15 protein-coding genes, 1 tRNA gene and 1 CRISPR repeat array are annotated in these 25,924 nt (G+C 39.4%); of the genes, 1 reads left to right on the forward strand and 15 read right to left on the reverse strand.

The window, feature by feature from the left end:
• Nucleotides 1–77: 77 nt before the first annotated feature.
• The 10 genes from AACU33_RS31155 to csx18 form a co-directional block, all read right to left on the reverse strand.
• Nucleotides 78–4,205 carry a chromosome partitioning protein ParA gene (locus AACU33_RS31155; RefSeq protein WP_339376394.1) on the reverse strand — a complete coding sequence of 1,376 codons (4,128 nt, stop codon included), beginning with the start codon at nt 4,203–4,205 and terminating at the stop codon, nt 78–80.
• 623 nt (nt 4,206–4,828) lie between these two features.
• Nucleotides 4,829–6,382 (reverse strand): hypothetical protein, encoded by a 1,554-nt coding sequence (locus AACU33_RS31160; protein ID WP_096594156.1) that lies wholly within the window; start codon nt 6,380–6,382, stop codon nt 4,829–4,831.
• 75 nt (nt 6,383–6,457) lie between these two features.
• Nucleotides 6,458–8,167: an RAMP superfamily CRISPR-associated protein gene (locus AACU33_RS31165; protein WP_096594157.1), complete on the reverse strand. Its 1,710-nt coding sequence runs from the start codon at nt 8,165–8,167 to the stop codon at nt 6,458–6,460.
• The gene (locus tag AACU33_RS31170; protein WP_096594158.1) at nt 8,167–8,664 is read right to left on the reverse strand and encodes a hypothetical protein; all 498 of its coding nucleotides are present in this window, start codon (nt 8,662–8,664) and stop codon (nt 8,167–8,169) included. Before AACU33_RS31170 ends, AACU33_RS31165 begins: the two co-directional genes overlap by 1 nt.
• Nucleotides 8,665–8,675: 11 nt before the next feature.
• Nucleotides 8,676–9,557: a type III-B CRISPR module RAMP protein Cmr4 gene (cmr4, locus tag AACU33_RS31175; protein ID WP_096594159.1), complete on the reverse strand. Its 882-nt coding sequence runs from the start codon at nt 9,555–9,557 to the stop codon at nt 8,676–8,678.
• A 55-nt stretch (nt 9,558–9,612) separates the two neighbouring features.
• Complete coding sequence (locus AACU33_RS31180) at nt 9,613–10,752, reverse strand: type III-B CRISPR module-associated Cmr3 family protein (RefSeq protein ID WP_096594160.1); 1,140 nt, start codon at nt 10,750–10,752, stop codon at nt 9,613–9,615.
• Nucleotides 10,753–10,765: 13 nt separating this feature from the next.
• Nucleotides 10,766–13,765, reverse strand: coding sequence for a type III-B CRISPR-associated protein Cas10/Cmr2 (cas10, locus tag AACU33_RS31185; protein ID WP_339376395.1), 3,000 nt, complete (start codon nt 13,763–13,765; stop codon nt 10,766–10,768).
• A 275-nt stretch (nt 13,766–14,040) separates the two neighbouring features.
• A CRISPR array of direct repeats spans nt 14,041–15,638; the repeat unit is 36 nt; unit sequence GTTTCCATTCAATTAATTTCTCTAGCGAGTAGAGAC.
• A 185-nt stretch (nt 15,639–15,823) separates the two neighbouring features.
• Entirely contained in the window at nt 15,824–16,102 is a 279-nt protein-coding gene (gene cas2, locus AACU33_RS31190) for a CRISPR-associated endonuclease Cas2 (protein ID WP_096594162.1), read from the reverse strand.
• Between the two features lie 5 nt (nt 16,103–16,107).
• Nucleotides 16,108–17,100, reverse strand: coding sequence for a CRISPR-associated endonuclease Cas1 (cas1, locus tag AACU33_RS31195; RefSeq protein ID WP_096594163.1), 993 nt, complete (start codon nt 17,098–17,100; stop codon nt 16,108–16,110).
• Between the two features lie 5 nt (nt 17,101–17,105).
• Nucleotides 17,106–17,390, reverse strand: a complete 285-nt coding sequence (gene csx18 / locus AACU33_RS31200; protein WP_096594164.1) for a CRISPR-associated protein Csx18 — start codon at nt 17,388–17,390, stop codon at nt 17,106–17,108.
• 219 nt (nt 17,391–17,609) lie between these two features.
• On the opposite strand from csx18, the gene AACU33_RS31205 reads away from it, so the two are divergent.
• Nucleotides 17,610–18,806 carry a helix-turn-helix transcriptional regulator gene (locus tag AACU33_RS31205; protein ID WP_096594165.1) on the forward strand — a complete coding sequence of 399 codons (1,197 nt, stop codon included), beginning with the start codon at nt 17,610–17,612 and terminating at the stop codon, nt 18,804–18,806.
• A gap of 120 nt (nt 18,807–18,926) precedes the next feature.
• Here AACU33_RS31205 and AACU33_RS31210 read toward each other — a convergent pair whose 3' ends face one another.
• From AACU33_RS31210 to AACU33_RS31230, 5 genes are all read right to left on the reverse strand, one after another.
• Nucleotides 18,927–19,997, reverse strand: a complete 1,071-nt coding sequence (locus AACU33_RS31210; protein WP_339376396.1) for a hypothetical protein — start codon at nt 19,995–19,997, stop codon at nt 18,927–18,929.
• Between the two features lie 457 nt (nt 19,998–20,454).
• Nucleotides 20,455–22,965, reverse strand: a complete 2,511-nt coding sequence (locus AACU33_RS31215) for an AAA family ATPase (protein WP_096594167.1) — start codon at nt 22,963–22,965, stop codon at nt 20,455–20,457.
• A gap of 565 nt (nt 22,966–23,530) precedes the next feature.
• Complete coding sequence (locus tag AACU33_RS31220; RefSeq protein ID WP_339376397.1) at nt 23,531–24,208, reverse strand: hypothetical protein; 678 nt, start codon at nt 24,206–24,208, stop codon at nt 23,531–23,533.
• Between the two features lie 274 nt (nt 24,209–24,482).
• Entirely contained in the window at nt 24,483–25,688 is a 1,206-nt protein-coding gene (locus tag AACU33_RS31225; protein ID WP_339376398.1) for an Arm DNA-binding domain-containing protein, read from the reverse strand.
• A gap of 164 nt (nt 25,689–25,852) precedes the next feature.
• Nucleotides 25,853–25,923, reverse strand: a tRNA-Gly gene (locus tag AACU33_RS31230).
• Nucleotide 25,924: the final 1 nt, after the last annotated feature.

Below are 25,924 nucleotides of genomic sequence, written 5' to 3' on the forward strand. Positions count from 1 at the left end.
AGTCAAGGTCGTCGGTATTGCCTGATTAATAGGATGCCGATGATTGCTTAACAATAAGATAATTTCGTCAAAGCACATTATTGGTTCCCTATCATTCGACTGACTTGTTCCAACGGTAATGGCTGGCGTTCAATACTTTGAAAGTAATCAATTTTTTGTAGATGAGAGTTAGCTATTTTAAAGTTGCTTAAATTCACTAGAACAATATCTCCATAAACTGAATCCTGTGGAATTTTTATTTCTAAAATAACTTCCTGTAAATTATTTTTAGCAATAGCAAATTGCAAATGCTTCAAAAACAAGCCCCGCTTGTGAGAACGAACGTTGAGTAAATACCATCTACTGCTAACAGGTGCTGGTAATTTTTGTTTTATAGGTGGTAGCGGTGATATATTTTGCGGCGGTTCTGGTGGTGAAGTAGCTGGCAATCTCAAAATTTCTAAGAGACTGTTCAGTTTAGCAAGTAAAGCATCCCTATTCAACCATTCTGGGAAATAATAAATGTTATTCTCTAACGCCAATATTCTGTTTTGTAACTGTTGAATATTAAAGTCTAAATTAAGTTGATTAACAGCTACTATGAATGATTCTTTAGACTCACTATTACCCAACAAAGTATAGCAATAGTTTTCTCTATCTTCATTAAGATTATCAGGCAAATCATTTTTACCACTACCACACCACCAGCCTAAATCTTTTGGCAATAATTGAGAACTAAGAAGTTGAATATGATAAATCCCAGTTGGGAGATTAAGAGGAACTTCAATAGTGGTTGTACCTCGATCAATGAATGGTATTTTTATTTCCACTGATTCCCCATCTGGCAGAAGTAAATTCCAGCATGATAGAGAATAAAACTTATTTGGATGAAGACCTGACAAATGAATAGCTTGGCTTGTCAAAGTAAAACTTATATTTAGAGGTAAGCTCTGCATCTCCACTAACCGCTGTGGCTCTAACCCCAAACGCTGGTAATCTAAGGCATAGCAGTTATAATCAGGAAGTAAGTCATACAGTGAAGATAAATCAATTGTTAAATTCCCTGCCGTATCTGCTTGCATTTGCTGTTGTATCTTTTCAGATTCATTAGCTAAAAATAAGATAATTTCTTCTAGAGGCCAAAGTCCCTCAATTTTGATAACTTCTGACCAAAACTTGTCTAAATTATTATGTTTTATGGGTAAATCAGTTTCAAAAAAGCCAGTATTACTGGTAATTCTTAGCTGATTTAATGTTGCAATAGCAGAAATTTGTTGTTTTGATTTTACTTCAAACCGATATGACCATCGCTTTTCATCAAACCAGAAGCGTGCTTCATAGCATCCAGGTGCAGTAATCCATTGACTCAGCTTAATAGGAATCCATTGATTATTAGGTGATAAAGTTTCAATTGTCCGAGCAATGATGTTCCGTGCTTTAATATCTTCAACTAATACATTAATATTGAGGTTTTGATTAATAGGTGGATGCCAGAAAGTAGGAGGCTCTAAATAAATCGATTTTTTACCTATTAATTTCAAACCTGTCAATACTACCTCATCCTCTCTTACTAGCTTCCAGCTAATCAGTTGAGGCTGATGAGTTTCGGGTACAGTTAACACAATAGAAGACTCTGGAGCTATTAATCTAATGTGCCTACCTCGCCATCCTCGGATACTAGAAGGGATGTAACTATCTAAAACCTCAATACCGTTAGTAAATTCCGGTTGAATATCTTTAGGAGTAAAGCAGTACACTTCTTCCACCGCCATAATCGCCAGCTTAGATGGATTGAGAGGTAAATGTTCTCCAGTTAAAGCATCAAATATTAAACATGGAAGATTATTATTAATGCCTTTATAATCCCATTCCATCAAGTTCTGGCGGTTATGGTCTATCAGTTGGCAATTCCACTTCTCCGATGCTTGATTAACCTCAATTATAAGTTCTGGAATAATTAAATCTCCAGTAGGGGGAATCGTATTTTCCCAGTTAGCTTGGGGAATTTGACAATATGTCCCTCTGAGGTTTCGCCATTCTGGTTTCCATAGCACTTGTTCGGGTATTAGTAATTGTGTATTTAATGAGTCTTCAACATCTAAACTCAAGAAAAGGGGTTTACTACGTCTAGTTACAATGCTTCTACTGCGAACAGAGCCAAATCTGGGTGTTAAAACTTGAGTTAAAGCATCCCAGTTTCGTAAGAAAAAATTTTGTGGCAGATAATAATTACCTAATATTTCTTCACGCTGCTCTTCATCTTTTAAAATTACAGGAGAAGCTTTTTGCCGTTCTAATTCTTGCGCCACTATAGCAACGCCTTGCAGTAACTGTCCTGAAACTGGTTCTGTTTCTACATCTTCAGAGCAACTAGATTTAAGAAAGTTAATTAATGTACCCCATTGTGGATGTTTCTCTTCACAAACATTTAATAGTAGTTGTGAAAGCTCTTCCGGCTGGGTGTGTGCTAATTCCCACCAGCCATATTCATCAGCTATTTCTTGTACTAACTGGGCAAAATGTTCTAGGTTTTGTTCAGGAACCCCACTTTGTAGCCATAAGGTAGAAACGTATTTATATCCACCTTTAGATCGAACTAAACCTAAAAGATTTATTCCTTCATCTACAACCCTGCGAAATGTATTTTCTACTCCTTGATTATGGTTGATATCTAAGCGATCGCAAAAGCTTTGCCAAAATCTGTCACTAGAATAGTAGTAAGCATACTCTGAAAGAGCAACAGTCAAGACCTTTAACCAGTTTTGCTCTAATTCGTAAAATTCATCTTGCAGGGAATCATAAGTAACTCTGTCAAACTTTTGTAAATTTTGACCAACAATATTTAGTAATTGCTCAGTAGCTTGACGCTTAATACGAATGCTACCAAGAAATCTATGTCCTGCTGGGCGATCGCGATGAGACCAATGTGGCAATATTTGGTCTTCCCATAAATTTTTTGTATATCGTTGATTCATAAAGGTAGTGCCACCATTGGTTCTAGATTTCTTCTGAGGTGAATAAATGCGAGTTTTTATATGGGTGGTTTTATTTGGTAATCTTTCGGACTTAGTATTAGTAACCAACTCCTGGCTATTGTTTTGAGTTGGTGGTTGATTTAACTGAGGTTGAGGTAAATTTGTTTTCAAACCTTCTTTTCGTGAAGCTAGTACCTCTAATTCTTGAAGTAGCTGCTCTTTATCTAGCTGTAATTCACTCAAGCTGATTTTTAAGGTATTAACATTTGTTTGCACTTCCTGCTGATGCGTTGTCAGACTGAGGATGGATTGATTTAAAGAAATTAACTGATTTTCTAAAGTATTGATTTGGAGCTTTAGGTTAGATAAATCAATTTCTAACTGATGTTTCTGTTGTTCTAAATCAGCTAAGTTTTGAGTGAGTTTGGAGCGATAGTCTTCTAGCGCCGAAATCTGGTTTTGCAGATAGCTAAGTTCTTGAATCTGTCGCTTTAGATTTTCGTTTGTCTGCTGCTTTTGAATAATCAGGCTTTCCAGCGATTGATTTAGGCTTGTTTCCTGTTGCCTGAGATTATTGATTTCAATTCGCAGCCTTGGCAGTTCAGTCTCTAAAAGATGCTTTTCAGCTATCTGTTCAGCTTGTTCCCGATTATGGCATTGTTGCTCTGATAAAAGTTCATTTTGTAACTGAGTTAACTTTATTTGAAGAGAATTACAATCTATTTCCAGTTGTTGCTTTTGTGCCGCGATCGCCTCTAAAGATAGGTTGAGTCTTAATTCTTGTTGTCTTAGTTCCTCATTCCTGGTGTGCAGGCGGTTATATTTTTCTGTTGTCTGCTGCTTTTGTGCCTCTAGTTCTACTAAATCCTGCTCTATGGCTGATTTTTTATTTTGCTGAGTTACTAAGAGATTTTGTAGTTGACTTAGCTCAATTTGTAAGTTCCCAAGTGTCGTCTCTACCTGTTGCTTATTTTCCTGTCCAGTGGCAATGGCTGTCTCCAGACTGACTTTCTGCTGCTTGAGGTTTTCGGCTTGTTTCTCAAATTCTGCAACCCTTGTTTGTAGAGGTAAGAGTGATTCATTGAGTTGCTTCCTGCGGCGATTATCTGTAACAAAAGCTCCTACAGATGTGGCAGGTATTGCAATCAATCCTGTTAAAGCAGCCCGTTTAATATCTCTTTCAAGTGCCAGACTGATACTAAAGCCCACACCAAAGCCAATTGCACCTAAAATCAACCAGTTTTTAGTCATTGATTTCTAATCCTCCAGCCATAACCATCAATCAGCAGCCATGAACTCGGAAACATTGATGTCTTAATTATTACTATAATCTTTAAAAGTTCTACGTATATAAATTTATTGAAAAGATTGAAAAAAACATCTACATCATCTGTTGACGGCGCATAACCCCTATCTTGCTTTCATGAGAAGCTGAGGGCAAACCAATGATTATTGCTCAGATTGTGGATAGGTAGAAAACACAAAGTTCTAAGGTGGCGATAGCGGGTAAAAAGCTGCTACCTATTTACGCCTCACTTCCCTTCTCCCTGAGTCAGCGGAATTATTGTTTAGTAGTGATGGTGACGAGCCAATTAAGTTGCCTGATCCACCTCAAGTTATTGAGGTGGCAATTGTAAAAAAACGAGAAACTACTTGATAGATAAAGAGTTAAGTTCTTTTTGAGCGATCGCTTGCAAAACTTGGTTATATAGTTTATTAAAAGTGTTGGCTTGAGTTAAAGTCTTAAAAAACTTTTGGATCTTGATAGTATCACTGGCGGCTTTAATGTCGAAAGTGCTTGGACAAATGCTTACTTAGCAGGGTTAGCAATAGCAAAATCAGAGATAATATAGTGATATTGGTACGGTGATTTCTTAGCTTGACTCTTGCAGAACTTTTAAAGCCCATTTGTAAAGCGATCGCACTAAAAGTTTATCTAATTCTGGCGCAGTGCTAACTTGTTTAAGCAGTTCTATCATCAAATCATTGACAACTGTTGGATCTTCAACAATTTTTTCTGGAAACAAACTATCTGCATTCCAAAAAGAGCAAAGTTGTCCTAGTGTTACTGATTTACCTGAATGAATAACTTGATTGCGTTTTTCTCGAAGGCTATCTAATAGTCTATACCATTTATTATTTTTATCTAAATTTTGAGATTTGCGCCAACCTTCAATTAAACCTGCCATTCCTGGTTGATAGGAAGTTCCTAAATATGCTTTTTCTGGTGGTATACTTACAAAACCTTGAGACAGCCAATTTTTTTCTTGGAATTGAATATACAGTAATCTTTCTAAAGTGTGGACAAATTGAATAAAAGCTGTGGTGTAATTTTTACGATAAATTGCTAATTCAATGAGTAGGGTAAACTCCCAAGCCTTAGTAATTTTGTCCACTTTAATGGAATTCAATTGTTCTTGCCAAGATTGTATTTGCTCCTTGGTTACTACTTCGGTAACATCATCATTTAACCAACTGCCAATAGATTTAATAAACTGATCTGTTTCCCAGTTAGTATATCTAACTAAAATTCCAGCTAATTTATACAAAATCTTATGACGACTTTGATGCACTTTTAACCAAAGTTGGGCTTCTGAAAAATCACCTCGTTCCCAAGCAGAAATTACCCGCAATCGTTCTAGCGACCAAAAATACTCTCCCATTGGAATGAGTTTAAAGGTTTGGGAATGAGCAGCAGTTCTAGAACCATTTGGCATTCTGGGGAAGAACTCTTCTGGTTCATCAGGACTAGCATTAAAAACTTGGCATTGGCGTACCAAAGCTGCGGCACAAATTTCTACACTGGATGCGACGGCAGGCGCACAACCTTTATTTTCTATCCATAATACAAATTCTTCATTACTAGCAGGACAAAAATAATTTAAAGCTTCTTGCAATACTAAAAGTTCTAGTTCTTGGCGAATAGCATAACTATCAATTGCATTAATTTCTGGTGCGTGAACATCTACCCTCACATCAGGGAAAATACTTTTAATTTTTCCTGCCATTAATTGTGCTAACCAAAGAGTATCTAGTCTGCGAAAAGTCCAAGATACTGTTTCAGGTTGGTCAGTTCCCCATAAGATAATATGCTTGAGACCCTTTTTAATAGCAATTTCAATAATTTTTTGGTCTAACAGTAGTTCAACTTGACTAAAATCTCCACCGAGCCATTCTATACAATATTCGTAATAGCGTTTACCTAAATCTCTAGCACTCCAAGGAGAATTTATATCATTTTCTTGGTGAAAATTACGTTCAATTCCTAATTCATGATAAAGTTCTTGGACATGGCATGGATAGCCAATATTACCATCAGCACCAAAAGAACGAATTACTCCATCTTGACAACGCCAACCAACTTGGCGAGTACCAACGGTAATAATTAATGTATCTACGTGATTAGCTTCAGTTGATATGGTTGTCATAAAGGAAAAATTTGAGCGTAGTATTGGCTTGGAGTGCGTAGACCTAGCTTGTCGTAGACATTGCACTTTTAAGGATTAATTAGAAGCTTGAACGCCAAATAAATGCACAGCACCACTCATCCTGCCTAAATCCCTAAGAAAACGCGATCGCACATGGTTAGAATTTGGTGTTTGTCCGCCCATGAATAGACAGACAATTTCTTGACAGTCTGTTTCTTGTTCTTTATTAGGAATATTTACCCGCTTGATACTAGCCCAAGAACAGGAAGCATTACCTGCACCTGCATTTCCGCCAATCTCTGGATTGCGCTTGTAATTTCGTGGTGCAGTTGGTTGATAAATTAAGTACATCCCGTCACCACGAGTTGCTTCTGCGTCATCTGCTTGTTTCCAGCAAGGTTCTTGGCGTTGTATTGCTTCGGTGTCTGAGCCAGGAACAGCGTAGATTGCACAGGTGTTAGGTGAGAAAACCTCGGCGTTAATATTATGGTTGTCTGCTGTGACTCTATCAGGCCATTGGCTTTGTACTGCTGCTAACCAATCGCTATAAGCCTTTGCCCATGTTGCTGCATCCAAAGGTAAACCGTAGGGTTTGGTTTCCCATTCCTGTGTGGTTCTATTTCTCAATTTGTGAGTTAAAGTCAAAAGCGTTCCCCGTGCAGCTGCTTTCCCAGTGTTCATGTGGAATATGTGCAATGGTCTGCGCCAACCACGTCCTACACCGCCTACCATGACTGCAAATCTAATAATCGGCAGAATAATTGTATTTAAGATATCTTTGGGAGCGCTAATTTGTAATTTGCCTTTCCAGGCGTAAAACCTTGGTTGACCAGAGGAAGAATCGCCCCAAGTTAAACTCTTCAACATCTGCAAACGCACACAACCTTTGCGGGTTTGTGGTTCTAAGGTTCCTAACAGTTCACCAACGGTTTTTTGAGCATCTTGCTGAGACATTACTCCCAGCAAAAACCTTAAAATCCAAGACCTCAGCCAGCCACGCCAATGGGAAGGGCGCAATTCCATTGTTTGCATATTTGGCCCCGCACTACCTTGACTGTAGAGACTAAAGTCAAATTGCTTAACTGTACAATCAGGATCGGGAGTAGGTTTGAGGGAATCAGAAAACTTTAGTGTTCCATATCCAGAAGCCGTCCGATTACCAACACCATATAGACTCAATGCTTGCTGCACCCATCCCCAAACTTCACTGACTTCTGCATCGGTAGCTCGTCCTGGAATGCCGCGAATGGCTACTGTAACAGGAATATAATCTTTACCATCGCCTAGAGTGTAGAGAGATAAAGGCGTACCTTGTCCTTGATGATAAACTTGAAATTCTTGCTGAGGATTAACAATATCTAAAGTCAGTTTGGTTGGTTCATCAGGCCAAGCATCTAGAAATTCAATCTTACCAGCAGTGATTGTATCGTTGTTTTGATACCCCAAAAGTTCATACATTCTAGGTAAAATATCAGGGCGTTGTTTTGCCCAGGCTCTCACCAGTCCTCTAATGGAAGCACCAGGAATATAACCATTTAGAGGTAATATTCGTAAACGTTCCCAATTTTCATTAACATTACGTTTATCTTCCGGTCGTCCTTGAGTAGGTCGCCATGCGCCGCAAGGTTCACCAGCTGAGACGATAGTTTCTATATCTGGATGAGGAAAAGAGCCAACTTTGGCACGCCACTGGATGGTAAAAGTATCTTTTTTGAATAAGCCAGACTGCGATCGCCTTTGATGTTGTAACTCTAACAATTCAATTAATCGAGAACCAGTGTACATTAATCCTCCTGATAAGCTCTAGCCCAAAAATTCCAATGATTAGCTAACATCAAAGACCTACGCCAAGTAGCCATATACTGTTGTGGCTGTTTTTTGGTCATCTCTACCACTTGTTCCATCATTTGTTCTCGTTGTGGAGGGTTGGCTTGATTCATCATCTGACCTAGCAGCGATTCCCAAACAGGAACAGTACGCTCACGTACTTCACCACCTTGAGCGTTAGATTGGTTCACATAACCAACCGCAGACAGCAAACCAAATACTCGTAAATGCTGCGACAAACGCAAGACAGCCGTGAGATCATTTTTATCTAAGTTTGATTTACGCTGATTTTTTAAATAAGTTTGAATGTGCTCGTGTGCAACCAAACTCATCTGTTCTGGTAATACTTGAGTAGAGCTAAAACCACTATCAACATTAACTAGTTTAGTAGGTGGCGTCATTGAATTAGCTTTTGCTGTTTGTGGTGGTTGTGGTCTCTTTAATTGATCGGGCATAATTTTCTCCTCTATACTCCAACTTTTACTTGAGAAGGTGATGTAGCATTATTTGTCCAACCTTGCACCCAACCGCGCCCCACATTGGCTTGACCACCAACTTGAAAAAGCCCCTGCAAAACGCTCATTAATATGTCATGTTCTTCTGGCTTCACAGGTTTATTTTTGAGGAGGCTGTAACCCCAAGAGAAATAGAAAATTGTGTCTCTAGGAATGCACACATCTGTCCAAAATACTTCAGCCGAACCTGCTTGATTAGCACCTGTTGTTTCATCTTGAATTTTGTTACGAACTTGAGTCCATAAAGAGTGTTCCATTAATACTTGAAAATCAGCATCGGGTAAAACAATCCGATTTTTTTCCCAAGTCTGTTGCACAGCATTTTTAAGAGAATTAGGCCAATTTCCAGCTAGAGTTGTTGCTTGTTTTTGCTCATTAGACATCTGAGAAACCTCAATTTGAGCATCAGCAACTAAATATGTACCTGCTGAAGTACCTACAGCTTGATCCGGAAAAATCACAGAATTTTGCTGTGTAATAATTGCATGAGCGCGAATCAAAGAATGACAGCTAACCCAGCTAAATACATCTCTACCACCATTCATTGACATAGTTCGCATAGGAACCCATAGCAAGCGTGCATCTCCAAACCATACCTGATGCACTCCCATTTGACCTTGCTTATCTAACTCTTTACCAAATAAAATATCGACTGCTGTTTCATCTTGTAAATTGACTTCTTCTCTAAGAGTTCCTCTAAGAGATGAACCAGGAACATAAGGAAAATTTGTATGCACTTCACGGGCAATTTCTAAAATGTTGCCTAAATCGCCTTCACCACCACAATGAATAGGGGCAAGGCTGTATATATAACCAACTCTAAAATCAGGCATAATTCTGCTCACTTAACTTAAATAATTTAATTCCAAAATTCCTAAATCAAATCTATTAAACTATTTCTAATTCATAATTTATCCATAGTAATTCTGAATAGCCGAGTTTTCGCCAATTATTTAACTTGGTTTGTTTGTTATCTTGAAATAGCGATCGCGGCTGATTTAAGTAATACAAACTCCCAGGAGGTGCAGCAAAAACTTGTGGTGCTGAGATGCTTTTATGGATTTCATCTTTGTCACGAAAGCGGCAACTAATCGGTATTGGTTTTTCGGTCGCCACACTCACTAAATCTCCTGGTGTTTGATTTTTATTCACAGTATGGGCTAATTTCCATTCCCACGGATAAGCTCGACAGCGGGAATTATTAATTGTGGTTTTGTGGTTGCGTTCAAAAACTCCGGGGGTGATTAAATAAGCGATAGACTTGCTTTGAGATTTAAAATTTGCTTGCGAAATTTGTTGCAGATTTGCCCACTGTTCGCCTAATTCATCACAACGTTGGAAAATAGCTCGGTGTCCTTCTCCGCCTAACCGTAAAGTTGTTGGAGTGTCGATGTTTGTGTCTACGCTAATTGCTAAACTCCAGCCAGTATTAAGGCGAATAGCATTTTCCACAAAGTAACCCTCAGCATCTTTGACTTGCCTTGTTCCCGGTTCAATACTATTGTGCGATCGCGTTTCGATCGTCCAAGGTTGGTCTTCATAACTACCAGAAGTTACTTGCCAATCATCTTTTTCTATCTTTCCTGTTTCTAGATAGGTTTTGACTACTGAGTATGGCAGATATTGTCTAAATTTTGCTTCTGAACCCTCACATTTTATTGAATCCTCTTCCTCATCTTCTGTTGGTGAGTTAACAGGTTTAACTAAAGGAAAAGGTTGAGTTTCATCACGGAAAATAACATTATGTAAAGGAGATTTAGTTTCCCATACTAAAGGAACTAGAGGTGTAGATTTTACGAATCCTAATGGACGGGGAAAATATAAGCTATTACCTTTGTTTTCAAAACAGAGAAACGGGCCAATAATATTAAAGTCTTTTTTCTCTCCTAATAATTCCCGTAATGCCCCAACAATAGTATAACCATTAGGAGGAAATGTACTACCTGCCCAAGCCCTTTCTTGCGGCGAAAATGGTTTAGCATCTCTGAGCATTAAAATATCTAATGGGGTGAGTTTATACCAATACATTAAAGATCAACTCCTATTTGATATCGCGGTTGCGTTTGATAAAAGCTGCAAGTTTTAACCAATTTTGAATTTCATTGTCTAGGTCTTTTTCTTTGGTAGTGAGAACTAAACCTTCAAGAAAATTAGCTAAATTTCTTTGAAACTGGGTTTTTGCAGTTTCATCTCCTGGGAATTGGTCGCGGCGATCGCAAAATGCTTTTGTCCAAGGTAAAATCGCTTCTAGATTCGGTGCTGGGTGTTGACTCCACAAACTCGCGGCTTGTTCAAATATGGCAGTGTCTCCTACATTGGCACAAATGAGTTTTCGCCACCCATCGAAGGTTGGAAACTTTGTTGTTGCTTGCAAGATGTTGCCATTGCTGTATAACACCCGCACTTGTACAGCATCTTTTTTTGTACCATCAGGCGTTTTGTGTTCCTTCGCCTTTTTTTCAGCGTCCCAGAGATTCTCTAGGGCGATCGCTAATGGTACAGAATGATGTGCAATAATCATCCCAAAGCTAATAGTTGCATTCCTCCCCATTGTGAATAATGGTCTTGTGGCTACTTGCTGCGACAGCATAGCTTTAGCAGTCCAATAATCATCTCCACTGTCAAATTCTCCTTGGGGGTCTTCATCTCCTCGAAAACACTGGCGGATATCCCATAACCAGTTATCCCATTCCCAGAGATTGGTATAAGCTAAAACATCATCACCACCTGCATAAATCAAGCGTCCAGCATAACGTTGTTGAGTCAAATAAGGTACTAATTGATTAGAAAAATCTAACAATGCACGACTGAGAGCATTATGTGTTGATGGCCCCATGCGTTTTTTGACTGCTAAAAATTTCTGGAAACTTGCCAGCGATACTGATAATTGTGAGGGAATATAATCTCCATATTTCTCTAATTTTTTACCCTGCAACCATTCACTCATATCATCGCCATCACCCGCAGCTAATACGTACCAGTCAGCAGGATTATTACCGGGATAAAAGCTATCAATAATCTTTTGAATCTCTTGACGGTAATTCTTTTTTAGATCCGAAATTTCTCGGCGGATTACTTCTTGATCCTGTTCATTTGCTGTTTTAATTTTTTCTTGTAATACCCTCAATTCTGGTGTTTCAGCATCTTCTACTAACCAACCAGCATTAAGTAAACGAGGATGAAATCTTTGGGGTAAATTATCTTTATCTATCCAAGGAATACCCCATTTGTTTTTCATTTCTTGAATGACACCCTTAGCCCAAGGATTTTTAGCGATAATTGCTTGACAAGTATCCTCAAATCGCGATTCATGGTTAATATCTTTTTCATTAACTTTGAGATATCCTGCTACACCTGCGGTTAAATCTGGATAAGACGCTGCTACAACATCTTCATTTTTAATATCCAATAACTTATCCAAAACTTTTTCTAAAACCCGTTTCACCGTTTCAGTAGCATTTAACTGTTCTCTACCATCAAATAAACCTGCGTGATGTTCCCAATATTTTTTTGTTTCCCCTTCTTTAATCCAATCACCACCAGGATGTACCACTGGGCCAATACCAGAAATGGTAGAACGAAGGCCGAAAGCTGTTGGTAATTCCCAATTTCGAGCATTTTTAACCGCTGCTAAAGCATAGCGATTCGTATCAAAAATAGATGCCCACCAAGAACCTACATTGACGCTAAATTTTCGTTTTTGCTTTTCCCAACGCTGTTGATATGCTTCCCGTAGAAAGTCTATTTCTTCATTTTGAAATAAATTGTATTTTTGATTAATTACATAAGCTTGATTTTGAATATCTAGCCATTCTAAAAATTCTGTTTCTCTTTCTTTTGGAATCGCCGCATTTTTTAATTTTTTTCCTTCTTTACCTATGGGTAAAGCTGTCCAATAAAACTGCCATTGAGACTCTAACCAACCTTGCCAAGTTTTGCTATCTTCTCCTAAATCTGGCATCCAATAGCGTTTATTGTGTAATTCTTCAAAAACTAAATTACCAATTCGCGTCCACTCTTGTAAAAGTTTTTGTTTAGCCATTTGCATGGCAGCTTTTACTTTATCTTTTGGTAGTACTAACACCAACACGTTAGGAAAACCTGCCGTTAATAATTGATTAGCATCAGGTTTTTTTATCCATTGGTCAAATTTAGGAAATTCTTGTAATAACCAATGGTCAATTAATGGCTGTTGGTAAAGGCTGGGATAAAGAAAGCAGTCAGGTCCGTATTTTTGGGCAAGTTCCCAACAGATTTTGGCTGAAAGATAGTGTAGCAGCCAAGAACCTGCCCAAAAATCTCGCATTTTGCGACTGGCTTTAATTAGTTCTTGTACAGGCGTAAATGTAAAAGTGGCTAGATAAGGATGAGATAAAGTTTTATTAGCAGGCCAATGTTGAATCTCTGGTGCTGTCAAGTCATAACCAGCTAAAGCGCCAGCCAAAGCAGCCGTAATACTGGCATGACTCCAAATAGAACTATCTGGTAAGCGGGTTTCAGCAGGCATCAGTATTAAAGATTCATCAGCAAATTCCTGACACGTCGCGGCTGGTAAACAACGCCACAGCCACCAAAACACGCCTTTAATATCTGTTCTCACTTCTACGGGGATTGCTTCTCGTAGTTTCTGTTCTTGAGAATCTAGGTAATTTTTACGATTTGCTGTCAGCATTTGTGAATGCTGCTTAATTTTAAAATTACGTTTCGCCCCAGATAACAAGTGAGATATTTCTAACCCTTGTTCTGAATTACCATGAGCATAATCAATACTCGCACTTACACTACCAATCGCTCCTCTGTCGCTTGCTGAAGAGATATAATCTGCCAGCTTGATATGTTCCAAAATTTTACGGTGAGACTCTTCTGGGTTCCAGCCATTGCTTACCCAGTTCTGCATTACTTCTAGTTCTTGCCAGAAACTATTGCAACCGCGCCCAGTGTTATTATGTAAAGCTTTCAGTACAGGATCGTGGAGTAATCCCCAGATTTTAGCTTGCCAGTATGCTTCCGACACAGGTGAAGTTCCTTGTAGTGCATCCAAAGGCTATTGTATAAATTGCTATTCTTATTTGTCGAATAACAGTAGATATTCTTAAATGATTGCTAGGATTGATTCAGATTCCTTCGTGGTAAGGCTTTAAGCGAAGTCGATGAAGTTTGGATAAATATTTTATTATTAATTGACATTTTTGATTAATTATGTTTCCTCAGCAAAAAGCCCTCTTCTGAGGGCTAATGTAACAAAGCAATCAATTAATTTCCGCAGCAAGTGCGAAGGGGCGACGCCAGGGATGAGAAGATCAGCGATCGGGATTGGTTTCCAACCGATTAATTTCTCTAGCGAGTAGAGACCAGATTACAGTTAGTTGATGGAACCTATCACTTCCAATTTCCATTCAATTAGTTTCTCTAGCGAGTAGAGACTCATGAATAATCTCGGTGAATTGATAACCGCACAAGTTTCCATTCAATTAGTTTCTCTAGCGAGTAGAGACTGTTGAAACCAGTTTTCAAAGGATTCCATAATAATGAAGTTTCCATTCAATTAGTTTCTCTAGCGAGTAGAGACGCCATTCCCTTTGGATTTTTGATCCAGCAAATTATGGGGAGTTTCCATTCAATTAGTTTCTCTAGCGGGTAGAGACTTGTTGGAATAACTGGTCACTAACTGAAATAACTAGTTTCCATTCAATTAGTTTCTCTAGCGAGTAGAGACTTAATTACAGAGTATGCCGTTGTAACTTTTAGCGATAAGTTTCCATTCAATTAGTTTTTCTAGCGAGTAGAGACTCAATGGACAATCTATGAGTTGCGATCGCCGTACATGGTAACGTTTCCATTCAATAAGTTTCTCTAGCGAGTAGAGACTTCGATATCATCCCACTTGAGGATAAAAGCAGTATTTACTAGGTTTCCATTCAATAAGTTTCTCTAGCGAGTAGAGACACGACTAGGAGCGCATTATGACATTATCCTGGCTAACTGGTTTCCATTCAATTAGTTTCTCTAGCGAGTAGAGACCCGACCTGTGGCTCGGGCCAGATCTCGCTGAAGCTCGGCAAGTTGTTTCCATTCAATTAATTTCTCTAGCGAGTAGAGACTTGTTATTCGCGCGTTTAATCTCGTTCCAAATGTGTTTCCATTCAATTAATTTCTCTAGCGAGTAGAGACGTTACAGAGTAGACCCGATCGCCCTACAAAACGCGTTTCCATTCAATTAATTTCTCTAGCGAGTAGAGACCTGGGGAATAACTTGCGCCAAGGTTCGGCTACTTTTGGTTTCCATTCAATTAATTTCTCTAGCGAGTAGAGACATCGCTTCCACACTGAGCACGATCGCACTGTGGGCAGGAGTTTCCATTCAATTAATTTCTCTAGCGAGTAGAGACTTCTCTGTTTATTTTCCATGCCAAAATGCATATTCCTATTGAAGTTTCCATTCAATTAATTTCTCTAGCGAGTAGAGACTTTAGTCAATACGGCGCACAAAGGTTTTTCGACATTGTTTCCATTCAATTAATTTCTCTAGCGAGTAGAGACCTTTCTAGGTGTCAATCAAACTTAGCAGAAGTTGAAAAAGGTTTCCATTCAATTAATTTCTCTAGCGAGTAGAGACCCTCAAAGAGAAGGGAGTAAGTCTATCAAAGATTGCAGTTTCCATTCAATTAATTTCTCTAGCGAGTAGAGACAAGTTAGTCAAAGTTAAGACTAACGTTTCAATTCCGTTTCCATTCAATTAATTTCTCTAGCGAGTAGAGACAGCATAGAGCTAGTTGTCATGTCTTATCAGATGATGTGTTTCCATTCAATTAATTTCTCTAGCGAGTAGAGACCCACATGGCAATCCGAACTTGCTTGATGGTTTCGCTGCGGCTCTTGTTTCCATTCAATTAATTTCTCTAGCGAGTAGAGACCCCTCCATCCTAAACCCCTACCCAGTAAGGAGTCCACAGACACTTTGCGGCCGATCCGATTTTGCTACCCATAAATGCCAGCAAATTAGAACAAAAAATGCTTGAAACCCTGACAGAGCAAGGCAACGGCCGATTCTACGAATTTGCGTGATTTCAGCGATTTTGGCGATCGGCCGCAGCAACAGCTAAATAATGGTTGAACCAGGTATTTCTGTGACTGGAGGCCCACCCCAAACTTGAATTTGATTTAAAGTATGACCTGATAAAGGATAAAAACGTATTTTATCCTCCGATAACTTTACTTTCTTCCGCAATCGCTGATGCAACTCATTATATTGTGAAGTAGTTAACACACATTCAAAAACACTGTACTGTACTCGAATTCCATAGCCTTCCAACAAATCTGAGACTTTTTTACGCCGCTTATCGCAAGGAATATCATAAGCAACCACATACAAAAGCATAAGAATTAGCGAATCAGATAAGGCTGATAAATCTGTGCTGGATTGTAGACGAACTGCTTATAAGCCTTTACCTGAGTCGTCAGCAGATGCCATCGCGGTTGCTTCTCGCCATCATCTATTTGTACTTCCTCCTCCATGCGCTGTAAAAAAGCTTTTAAATATTTTTTTCTTCCTAAATCATTGAGATAACAACCTCCATCCCGGTATTCAAAATCATTCTGAGCATCCATGACATTTTTATTCACCAGCCATAGCACCAGAGAATCGACAATTGGCGCACGAAACTCCTCAATTAAATCAGAAGCAAGAGCAGCATGACGTTCTGAACCTTCGTGCAAACAAGCGTAATAAGGATCGAGTCCCTGAAGTTCAATTAATGCCAGCAAATGATTCCAAAGTACCTGATAGCCAAAACTTAATATGGCATTTACAGCATTTCCGGGAGGACGACGGCTACGTCCCATAAACACAAATTCAGGATTTGTCAAGCATTCGCCAAATACAGAAAAATATTGTGCTGCACCTGCGCCTTCAAAACCCATCAGCCGATCCCAGTTATCAGCAGTCGCCGCTTGGGAAACTAGGCGATCTAGATTTTGTAGGACTTTTTCTAGCAACTCAGACTCTTGCCGCCGTCGCTGTCGCCGCAACAGAACTCGACTATTTTTTAACTTTGCCTGTACGATCGCTCTGGCAGTAATCAACCTTTCTACCTGTGTCAGTTGTTGCTGATAGCGGCACAATTGCCGATACCCCCGCCCAATCGGTAAAATCCGCCCATAACAGTATCCCATGCGCGACAGGTAGACAATTGGAATCTCTCTCCATAAGCAAGCCCGAATCGCTTGCGTGCTAACTTGGGACTTGCCAAAAATCAGAATCTGTTCCAATAGTGGCAGCTGCACCTGACCCTGAACTATCTCCCCCTGTTTGACAATTAATGTTTCTTTTTGCAGTGAAACATAACAGTTTTGCTGAGAGACATAGAGAGTTCTCATTATCCCTACCTCCAGCGCTGGAAAGTAGATTGCCGCTGCTGACGAGCGAGATTCTGCTTTTGACCGCCAGAATCAGAAATTAAATCAGCATCTGCTGCTGGTTCCAACCAAGCAATTACTCGATCTGCCACACTGGAGACAATATAAGTAGCAAAAGTCACTAATAATGTATTGATGAGTACGGCTGCTAATCCCAAAGGGGCGATCAGTAAAATAACAAGGGTAATACTACCAGTAGATACAGATACTAAAATGTTACGTACTCTAGAAGCACGAGGCGAAATATACATATTGATAAATAGTTAATTTATACAAACTGATAATTACTAAGTTATGGGATGAGCAAAAATAAAGCTTGTAAAAGCCAATAATTTTATTTTTGGTTCAAAATCGCATAAAAGCTTTTCTACAGGGTGTTAGATTGATACAGAAATTGAAAAGATAATATTTTTTCCTTTTGGACACCCAAGTTCTACATCTCGTAAGCTGGAAAAGCATCGCATCTACCTATGCCGAAAAAACCTACTTCCCATGCCTACGGTGATGCCAAAGCCTTTGAACGGTTGATGCTGCTAATTGCGACTTTACTAAAGCATCCAGGTGTAGGTAGTCCAGATTTTATCGAGTCAAGCGACAAAGAACAGCACAATTCCCTCAAGCAAGTCCAACTTTGCTTACAAAAACTAGCAGCTTCCTACGGAGTAGAGTTACCTAAAGGATATCCTTCGATTCCCACACTGCGTAAAGATATAGAAACACTGCGCCGCTATGGTATTCTCGAAGACCGGATGTATCGCTGGGGATACTATTTAGGTACTGGTGCCATGTCACAAGAAGAATTGAAAGTAGCTTTCAATGCTTTGGCATCTCAAGCAAAATACCAAGGTGATGGGATTTTGCGGCGTATTTACCAAACTCTCAGTAAAAGATTGCGGGGATTGGATTTAGAACTCAAAGGCGAATTTTCTTATCCAGTTAGACAGCATCTCAATCGCGCCATTGTCTACACAGACCCAGAAGAAATGGCAGCCTTAGGGCAAAATAGAGATACTTTATTTCATCAGTTGGCAGTTGTAGAAAAAGCAATTAGCCAAGGGCAGACCATCGAAATCTCCCGTGGTAGTGACCCCTACGGTAATAGCCGCATTGGGCCTCAACGAATAATACCGCTACAGTTAATTTATCAAGATATTGCCTGGTATTTGCTTCATGAACATTGTGAAAATGGGCATTTAGTAATTGGGCGCTTGAATCGGTTTAAAAATTACTGCCAAGTTTTGCATGAGTCAGGCCGAGGTCTAGAAGCCCAGAGAAATAGTCTTGCTAAAGCTCACCAACTACTAGAAAATGGCTGGGGCTTGTCTTTAGGAGAACCACCAGAGCAACAATTAGAACTACAAGGAAAGCTAGAGTTAGTCACAGCAAAAGTGCGTTTCTTTCCGCCAGTAGCAACTTTTATTCAAGAAGGAGAACGACGGCATCCTAAGCAAAAAATCGTCTTAGGCCCCAAAAATGCCACAACTGGTAAGCCTAGCTATGTAGATTATGTAGTCTCGCTACCACCTCGCTCGTTGGATGAGTTTAGTTTCTGGGTTTGTCGTTACATGGATAAAGCACGAGTTATTTCCCCTACTCAACTGGTAAAGAAGCACTATCAAGCTGCCCAGGCTTTACTGTCTCACTACAATTCAGTAGAAATAGAATAGCTGGCGAGAACACATCAGTTTTGCTCCCAGCCAGCAGCGGTCTTTTTGGAATCCTAAAAATTGGTTTAAGAATGATTGGCGATCGCCACCCAGATAACAGATGAGCCAGAATCAAGGCATTTACAGCGCTGGTATAGTTGCTTGCACTTCACAATTGCGAAACGAACCCATAGAATTGGCTTGCTGCCGTTGTTGACGCATAGATTGCAAGCGATCTAATGCGTCATTCATCATGCGTACTATGTGACGCTCATAACGGCTGAGTAACTCAATTTGGGGTGGGATGAGTTGCGATCGCCTAGTTAATTCCTGATAATCCGCAATCGCTTTTTGGTGTTCTCTCTCCACCTGAATTATCTCTTTTTCAATTTTCTCAAGTTCGTTGAGCCTTTCTCTACATTTCTTCTCAACCTTATCAATCTGGAACTTAACTATAGAGCAACGTAACTGATTTTTAGTTTTAGGGTATTGATTATCAGTTAGGTCTTGTTGAGCTATCCTTATTAAGACTTGAAGCTGACTGACCTCACCATAAAGGGTTTGCTTTTTCTTCTGCTCTGTTACAAATTCTTGGCAAGCATTAGCATATTCCACCGCATTTGAATAACACAGAGGATTAACAGTAATGCTCTTGTATGGATGCTGATATAAAAACTTTGTGATGCCCTTCTCTGCGTCACCTAGCCACTCTGACCAGATTGAATTAAAATATTTCTTCCTCACATCTTTATCTAGGTCACGATAAATTTTTAATATCTCTACTAATGCTAGGGTCAATTCTCGCTCAAGCGCTCTATTATCTGGGTGAAACAGTGTTTTATTCTTTAGTTCATAGTCATCTTTTTCGTAGTAAGGGTATTTAGCTACAGTTGGCGGTTCTAGGGGAGGAGCAGGCGTTAAAGCATGAGATGCCAACGCTGATTCTGTCATCCACAGGCGATAAAGTCGCATCCTCGCTATTGCTACTTGCTCCAATAGCGTAATTTCGGTAGGTGACTCCGGTTGAAACTCGCCGATTAACTCCTCCATAAATTGCTGAAACTTAAAAGCATCTTCACCGATAATAGGTACTTTCGTTGCCAGCAGTCCATGTTGGCTCGCATTTAATCGAGCCACTTGTTTACCTTTTAAAGTCTTGGGGCCGTTACTTTTTCGACCATTGGCTCGACTAATTTCTGGGGAACAAACCATAAGATACATTATTGATTAACTAATAGTTACAAAATCTCAGCTATCCACATTAGGGGGTGGAGTATGTATGGATAAAGAATGATTATTAATGCTTTGATTTGGGCGATCGCATGATAACTGGGGTATTGGTCATATTCCATCCTTTGTACTCATACTCGCCCAAGAGCAGATTGAAGACACTCTTGGTTAAGTAAATTGGGAAAATCCCATATTTAGAAATTTCACCACAGCTATCTTGCTCTCCCTTGTGAAGCGAACCAAGCGTTCAACTACTAGCTGAATTGCCATTTTTCACACACCCCTAGGGGTAGTTAAAAATGCCAGTTAAAACTGGTTAAATCCTTACATAATCTGGATTTTTGACTTTTAACAGTTCTTTGTTACATTCGTTAATTAAATGTGAGTTAAAACTAGAGTTAAAAGTCTATAATTCATATCATGTAAGGATTTTAGAGTTTTAACTCCCAGATGTAGGAGTAACTTGAGAAGGGGGGGGTTGTGTGGATTCTACAAAGTAGACTTTCTTGCGTGGGTTCTTTAATGATTTTTCATTAGCGATCATTCCTCTGCGGGACATCTTGGATAATTCAACACCAACGTTTTCTCCACCTACTGCGGCTTGAATTTCTTCTAGTTCGTATTTCTGTCCGGGATTGCGTTCCAAGAATTCCATAATGCGTTGCCTCAAAGATTGGCGCTCTCGGGCGGTTTCTGGAGATTCTCCTTCGTGACCCATATTTTGAAAAATACCTGTGGTAGAGTCATACATGAGCTTTAAAGTGACTGGCTCGTAGCCTCTAGTTTTCGCCATTGACAAAATCCGATGAGGATCGGACTGGTCTTTACTTACTTTTTCGATTCGATAGTGGAAACTCACACTTCCGGCGATCGCTGTTGACCCTGATGCTCGACTAACTCCTGTATAGTCTTTTTGCTTATTATCGTGGTGAACCCAAAGTAGAGTAGCGCTGTATTTGATAACTAGGCGTTCAACTTTTTTGAGCCAGTAACCAATTAACTCTGACTTCTCTTCAATTCCTAAGGGATTGATAATAGTTGCTCGGATACTATCGATAATAACTAAGTCAGGTTGGAACTCTTGTAAGTAGGATTCGAGAAGGACTAAATCGTTAATAGTCCAAGCTGCCATCTCATGGAGTTCACCTATAACTTTAATGTTGGCATCGTTATCGTCGAAACCTCGGCTTGAAAGGTAGTTAGCAGTTACATTCAGTGGCTGATCGCTGTTGATAATCAGCACTTTACCTGGCTTGACTTTTTCTCCGAGAAACGGAGTACCAGTGACAATACAATAAGCTAAGTCAACAGTTAACAGAGTTTTACTAGCACCTGGTAAACCAGAGAGCATTCCGCTCACGCCTTTAGGTATAATTCCTTCTACTTGCCACTGGAATGCTTTACCTTCGCTAGCAAATACTTCGCTAAGTGCCAAAAGACGTGGTTTTTTCTGTGTTTGCTTTTCAGCATATTGGATAGCTTGACATTGTTGCTCAAATTCTTTAGCACTGATTTGATATCGGCTAAGAATTCTGCTACGCTCTATAATCTGTTTTTGAGGATTTGTCTCACACAAGAAAGCTTCTATTTCTAAGGTAAGTCTAGTTGGTAGTGACTCTCGGCGTAAATTTGTAATAACTTTACGCTCCCAAAAATAAGAGCTAAGACCTGCTTGTTCACGAATTTCCTCAAGCTGGAGATTCTCTTCTAATTCATCAAGACCAGCATTGATGACCTTCCTGGCACGTTTTATCGCTTCATCCCTAGATATCTTGTGTTGAACATTTTTATTGTTGTTGCTGCTTTTGGATGTGTTAATAACATCAGTAGTGAGATTATTTTCAATCTCTAACTTAATAGCAGCAGGACATTTAGCTTCAAATGTTCCTTTGTCCAATCTACGAATTTTCAGCCAGCAGCTTTCCTCACCACCCAAATATTGTGCAGATGGTTGGCAAGATGATGAATCTATAGTTTTGAGAATGCGTTGTATGCGATCGCTATCAATCCTTAATTTCTTACCCGCTAACTCAACAATATTTTCAGCATCGCCACTAGTTGATATCCCATTATCAAAGCACCAATTCTGCCAACCAAATGCTTCCTTAGCTAGTGTAGTTAGTGCCTCACTGCGATCGCCATTGGGATTAGTACCATTTAAGATATCTTTTGGTTTTTCCGAGAAGAATTCTTCTAGAGGTATTGCATGAGGAGCTAAGTCTAATTGAATTAATGATGATTGAAGCTTTGTGCTGGCTTGTTTTTTGGTTGAATAAAGACCGATTGATTCTAAATCTTCCACCTCAACTAATTTAGCTCTATTTATTGATTGGTATTGATTTCCAGATGGGCCAATTGTCGGACTCAGAACCGTAAACCGACCCTTACCCAAGCATTCCCCCACGTGTTTACCTCCTGGGGATAGTGTAAAGTTGGTGAACTCAGGCATCTTTCTGACTCGAATACCAATTCGCCAACCTCCTGAATGAGTAAGTTCAATAAATGTCTCCTTTAAAACTGAGTAACGATTTAGCCAATCTGAGACTAGGCGATCGCATTCTTGCTGTGAATCGAAATTTTTGACATCAAAATCAATCCAAACAGTCTTATTCCAACCGCCGAGAGTGCCTACTCCATTAAGAGTATTGGCGAACCATTTATCACGCTCACTCTGCGTAGGTAATGAATTTTGATAGTTAGAGTGAAACACTAGATGAGGTTCATTATTTTCATCTAAGTAACTAGGATTTTTGCCTGTAAACTTAGGTTTAGGAGTTTTTCCATCCTCCTCATACTCAATATTTCCATTTTTATCTCTCTTGGGATACTTAAATGGGTCTTGTTTCGGCGCGACTGGTAGTGCTGGATATCCGTGTTGGCTAAGCCACTCAATAGCTGTGTTGCGATCGCTGAGAAAATTATTGTGGATAGAGGTTGTCTCCATTAACATTGCTCACCTCCTGTTTCCACAATCAGATATAAAATTTTCTCTTGGAGTAACCCTAACTTTTTACAGTTGTAATTTTGAGATGCCATTTAGCTGACCTTCCTTCCGCGTTTCAGGGGTTGATTTGAGGGAAGAGAGTGAAGGTAAGCTTCTATTGCTCTTTGGTGAGCTTGAGGATTATCTCGATTAGCGATCCAATCAAGTATTAGCGGAAGATTATACAGTGTGGTTCTAGAATTAATCTTTTGCCAGTGAATGCTCTCCTGCCAAATTCCTTGGAGCCGATATCGCTTAAATGTTTCAGAAGACAATCCTATCTGGTTAGATAGTTGTTTTTTTGTGACAAAATTGTTCATATTAGAGTAATTTGTCATTAACTACTCTAATATGAACAATTTTAGTTTAAGAAAACTGAAAGCGACTTTTCGTGCTAAATCCTTACGTAGCAAGCATTCTAGAAATAAGTTTTTTTTGACGTATCTTACTTTGCGTATGAGGAGAAAAGCTCTAGTAGCCACCTTAAGATATCAACATATCAAGGCAATTTTTATTAATTGCTTACTATAGTTTAGTCTGTAGTTTCATTCATAAAAGTGACTTGCTTCTTTTTTCTTCTATCTCGCCTTTGTCTTTTTCCGTCCTGAGAATCCTCATCTTCTTTTCTACCTTGCCTTTGTATTTTTCCTTGATTAAAAATCCGGTATTTTTCACTCTTCATCAACGCCACAAAAGTCTCTCTAGCACGCACCACAGGCGTATAGAATTTCAGTCTGAATTGATGATCGCGCTTTGCAAAGGTAATTGCTTGAGTTATAATTTCCCAGGCATAGGGGCTTTCTTCCCGAGCAAAAGGATTTTCAGATCCCCGAAGTTTACGGTTTTGCTGTTGCAGACGAGCCAGGTAATTCTTTACTGGCACTTGACCATCAAGACAAGCAAAATTTAGAACCATAAGGTTCCTTTCTAGTATTAAGTCACGGAGCATTAGTGCAGGATAACGGGTCAAAGGTTTTAACAAGTGGATCTGTTCAAGCATTGTGAGAACAGCTTTCCATATTTCAACTTCTGGTTTGATTATGGCTCTCTCGTTTCTTTTGAGCTTCCAATGCGGAAATTTAGCATCAATATTTTGCCGATAAAATTCCCCTACAACTGCCTTATGATATTGCAGTAGCTGTCTTCCTGTAACTGTCTGTATCAAATCTTGGTTTTGCTCCTCAGATGTAATTTCCTCAAAAACTGCCACAAGAATCACTAAGGGATTATTTATCTGAAATGCTGAGGGAGCTATTAAATAGGGGCTAGGCACTAATACGTATGGATTGGGCACAAATAATAGATTTTCGCTCATACGACTCTTAGATTTTTAGTGATGATAATCGGTGATCGCTGTCGCAGAAAGGCAAGACTTTCGACAAAATGCTAGATTCAGACAAGAATGTTAGCAAGTAAGGCTGCATTGATTTAATGTAGAGACAATTCATGAATTACCCCTACATTTCTTACTAGATAAGTAATAATTAGTCGATTGGGCGTAAGCTCAACATTTTCAAGGAATCTGCATAGTGCTTTTCAATCATTTCTACGCTGGTATCGCACCATCCAGCAATTACTGACTCAGGAATACCTTTAATAATTTGAAGAGTGATAAAGGTATCTCTACAGCTATAAGGTGTAGTGTCTGGCTTAATTGGGTCAACAATACGATCCCAGGCATTATTACAAAAATTGTTGTAAGTGATTACTTTACCTTGTGGACTGGGAAAAACTAAAGACTCTGGATTAGGGTTCTCAGGTTTGATAGATACCAGTAATTTTCGTAATCTTTCAGAACAGGAGAATTGTCGCTTTTTATTATTTTTAGACCCCTCCACTCTTGTGGGAATACCATTTCCAGATGTTGTTACCGACCCTTCAAAGCGGATAAAACCACAATCTTCTGAGATGTGCTTCCATTGAAGCCCGATTGCTTCTGATGGGCGACAGCCTGTTAGAAATAAAAATTCAACGAATGAAGCATAGTGAGCATAACTGATACCTGTATAGCCTCTTCCATTCCAGTTTCCCCGATGATTCTTAAAAGCCTCGATAATTTGTTCTCTTTCTTCTTCCGTAAAAGCATTTGGCTTCGGTTCCAATTGATAACGATACTTCGGCATTTCATTAGCCATTCCTACATAGGGGTTAGTACCAATCAATCCATGCTTTACACCCCACTTACAAGCCGCATTGAGTTGAATTAATGCTCGCTTAGTTTGGTGTACCGTAGTAATTTTCTCTAAACTGGCTTTAACTTTCACAGCATCCAGTAATTGTATGTCGCCCAATAGCTCAAACAATTTAGTAAAGCTATTGTGATAACCCTTAGTTGTTTCCTTCAAACTTGATGACTTGTAAGCAATGTAACCCTGCCAAATTTCAGTAATTTTCGGCGGCCCAATTTGAGGTGTAATTTCAGGCGTTAAGAGAGTAAGTGCTGATTCAGGTTTGTATTTTTTCAAAGTTGGATCAAAATTTCCTGAAGCAATGTCCAACTCAATCTGAGCCTTTTTCCCCTCTGCTGCTTTGCGGTTTACTTTAGTGTCGGGCAATCCAATCGATAGATTATGTCTTTTCCCAGCATGACGAAATCGTAGTTGTAACCGACCATGAGAAACAACAATAGCGACGCTTCCCTTAGGGGTCTTACCTTGAGATGGTTTGTCGTACATAGCTTTATAGTACATCTGTTCTTATTAGTTTACACCCAATTTACGCCCAATTTACGCCCAAACTACCCTAAGCTACCCCAAATTTTTCTATTTTACTAGTACGTAATTACTAATTTCTAACCTATGTAGAAAAACGAAAAACCCCTGAAAGTGTTAGCTGTCAGGGGCTTTCTTGATTAAGCGGGCGGCGGGAATCGAACCCGCATTAATAGCTTGGAAGGCTATAGTTTTACCACTAAACTACGCCCGCA

It is taken from the genome of Calothrix sp. NIES-2098 (assembly GCF_963875125.1).
In the GTDB taxonomy this organism is placed as follows: Bacteria; Cyanobacteriota; Cyanobacteriia; order Cyanobacteriales; family Nostocaceae; genus Aulosira.

Excerpts from the sequence above, each read along its gene's own strand:
- AACU33_RS31155 (WP_339376394.1), bottom strand. The coding sequence starts at position 4,205 with ATGACTAAAAACTGGTTGATTTTAGGTGCAATTGGCTTTGGTGTGGGC.
- AACU33_RS31160 (WP_096594156.1), bottom strand. The coding sequence starts at position 6,382 with ATGACAACCATATCAACTGAAGCTAATCACGTAGATACATTAATTATT.
- AACU33_RS31165 (WP_096594157.1), bottom strand. The coding sequence starts at position 8,167 with ATGTACACTGGTTCTCGATTAATTGAATTGTTAGAGTTACAACATCAA.
- AACU33_RS31170 (WP_096594158.1), bottom strand. The coding sequence starts at position 8,664 with ATGCCCGATCAATTAAAGAGACCACAACCACCACAAACAGCAAAAGCT.
- cmr4 (WP_096594159.1), bottom strand. The coding sequence starts at position 9,557 with ATGCCTGATTTTAGAGTTGGTTATATATACAGCCTTGCCCCTATTCAT.
- AACU33_RS31180 (WP_096594160.1), bottom strand. The coding sequence starts at position 10,752 with ATGTATTGGTATAAACTCACCCCATTAGATATTTTAATGCTCAGAGAT.
- cas2 (WP_096594162.1), bottom strand. The coding sequence starts at position 16,102 with ATGCTTTTGTATGTGGTTGCTTATGATATTCCTTGCGATAAGCGGCGT.
- cas1 (WP_096594163.1), bottom strand. The coding sequence starts at position 17,100 with ATGAGAACTCTCTATGTCTCTCAGCAAAACTGTTATGTTTCACTGCAA.
- csx18 (WP_096594164.1), bottom strand. The coding sequence starts at position 17,390 with ATGTATATTTCGCCTCGTGCTTCTAGAGTACGTAACATTTTAGTATCT.
- AACU33_RS31205 (WP_096594165.1), top strand. The coding sequence starts at position 17,610 with ATGCCGAAAAAACCTACTTCCCATGCCTACGGTGATGCCAAAGCCTTT.
- AACU33_RS31210 (WP_339376396.1), bottom strand. The coding sequence starts at position 19,997 with ATGGTTTGTTCCCCAGAAATTAGTCGAGCCAATGGTCGAAAAAGTAAC.
- AACU33_RS31215 (WP_096594167.1), bottom strand. The coding sequence starts at position 22,965 with ATGTTAATGGAGACAACCTCTATCCACAATAATTTTCTCAGCGATCGC.
- AACU33_RS31225 (WP_339376398.1), bottom strand. The coding sequence starts at position 25,688 with ATGTACTATAAAGCTATGTACGACAAACCATCTCAAGGTAAGACCCCT.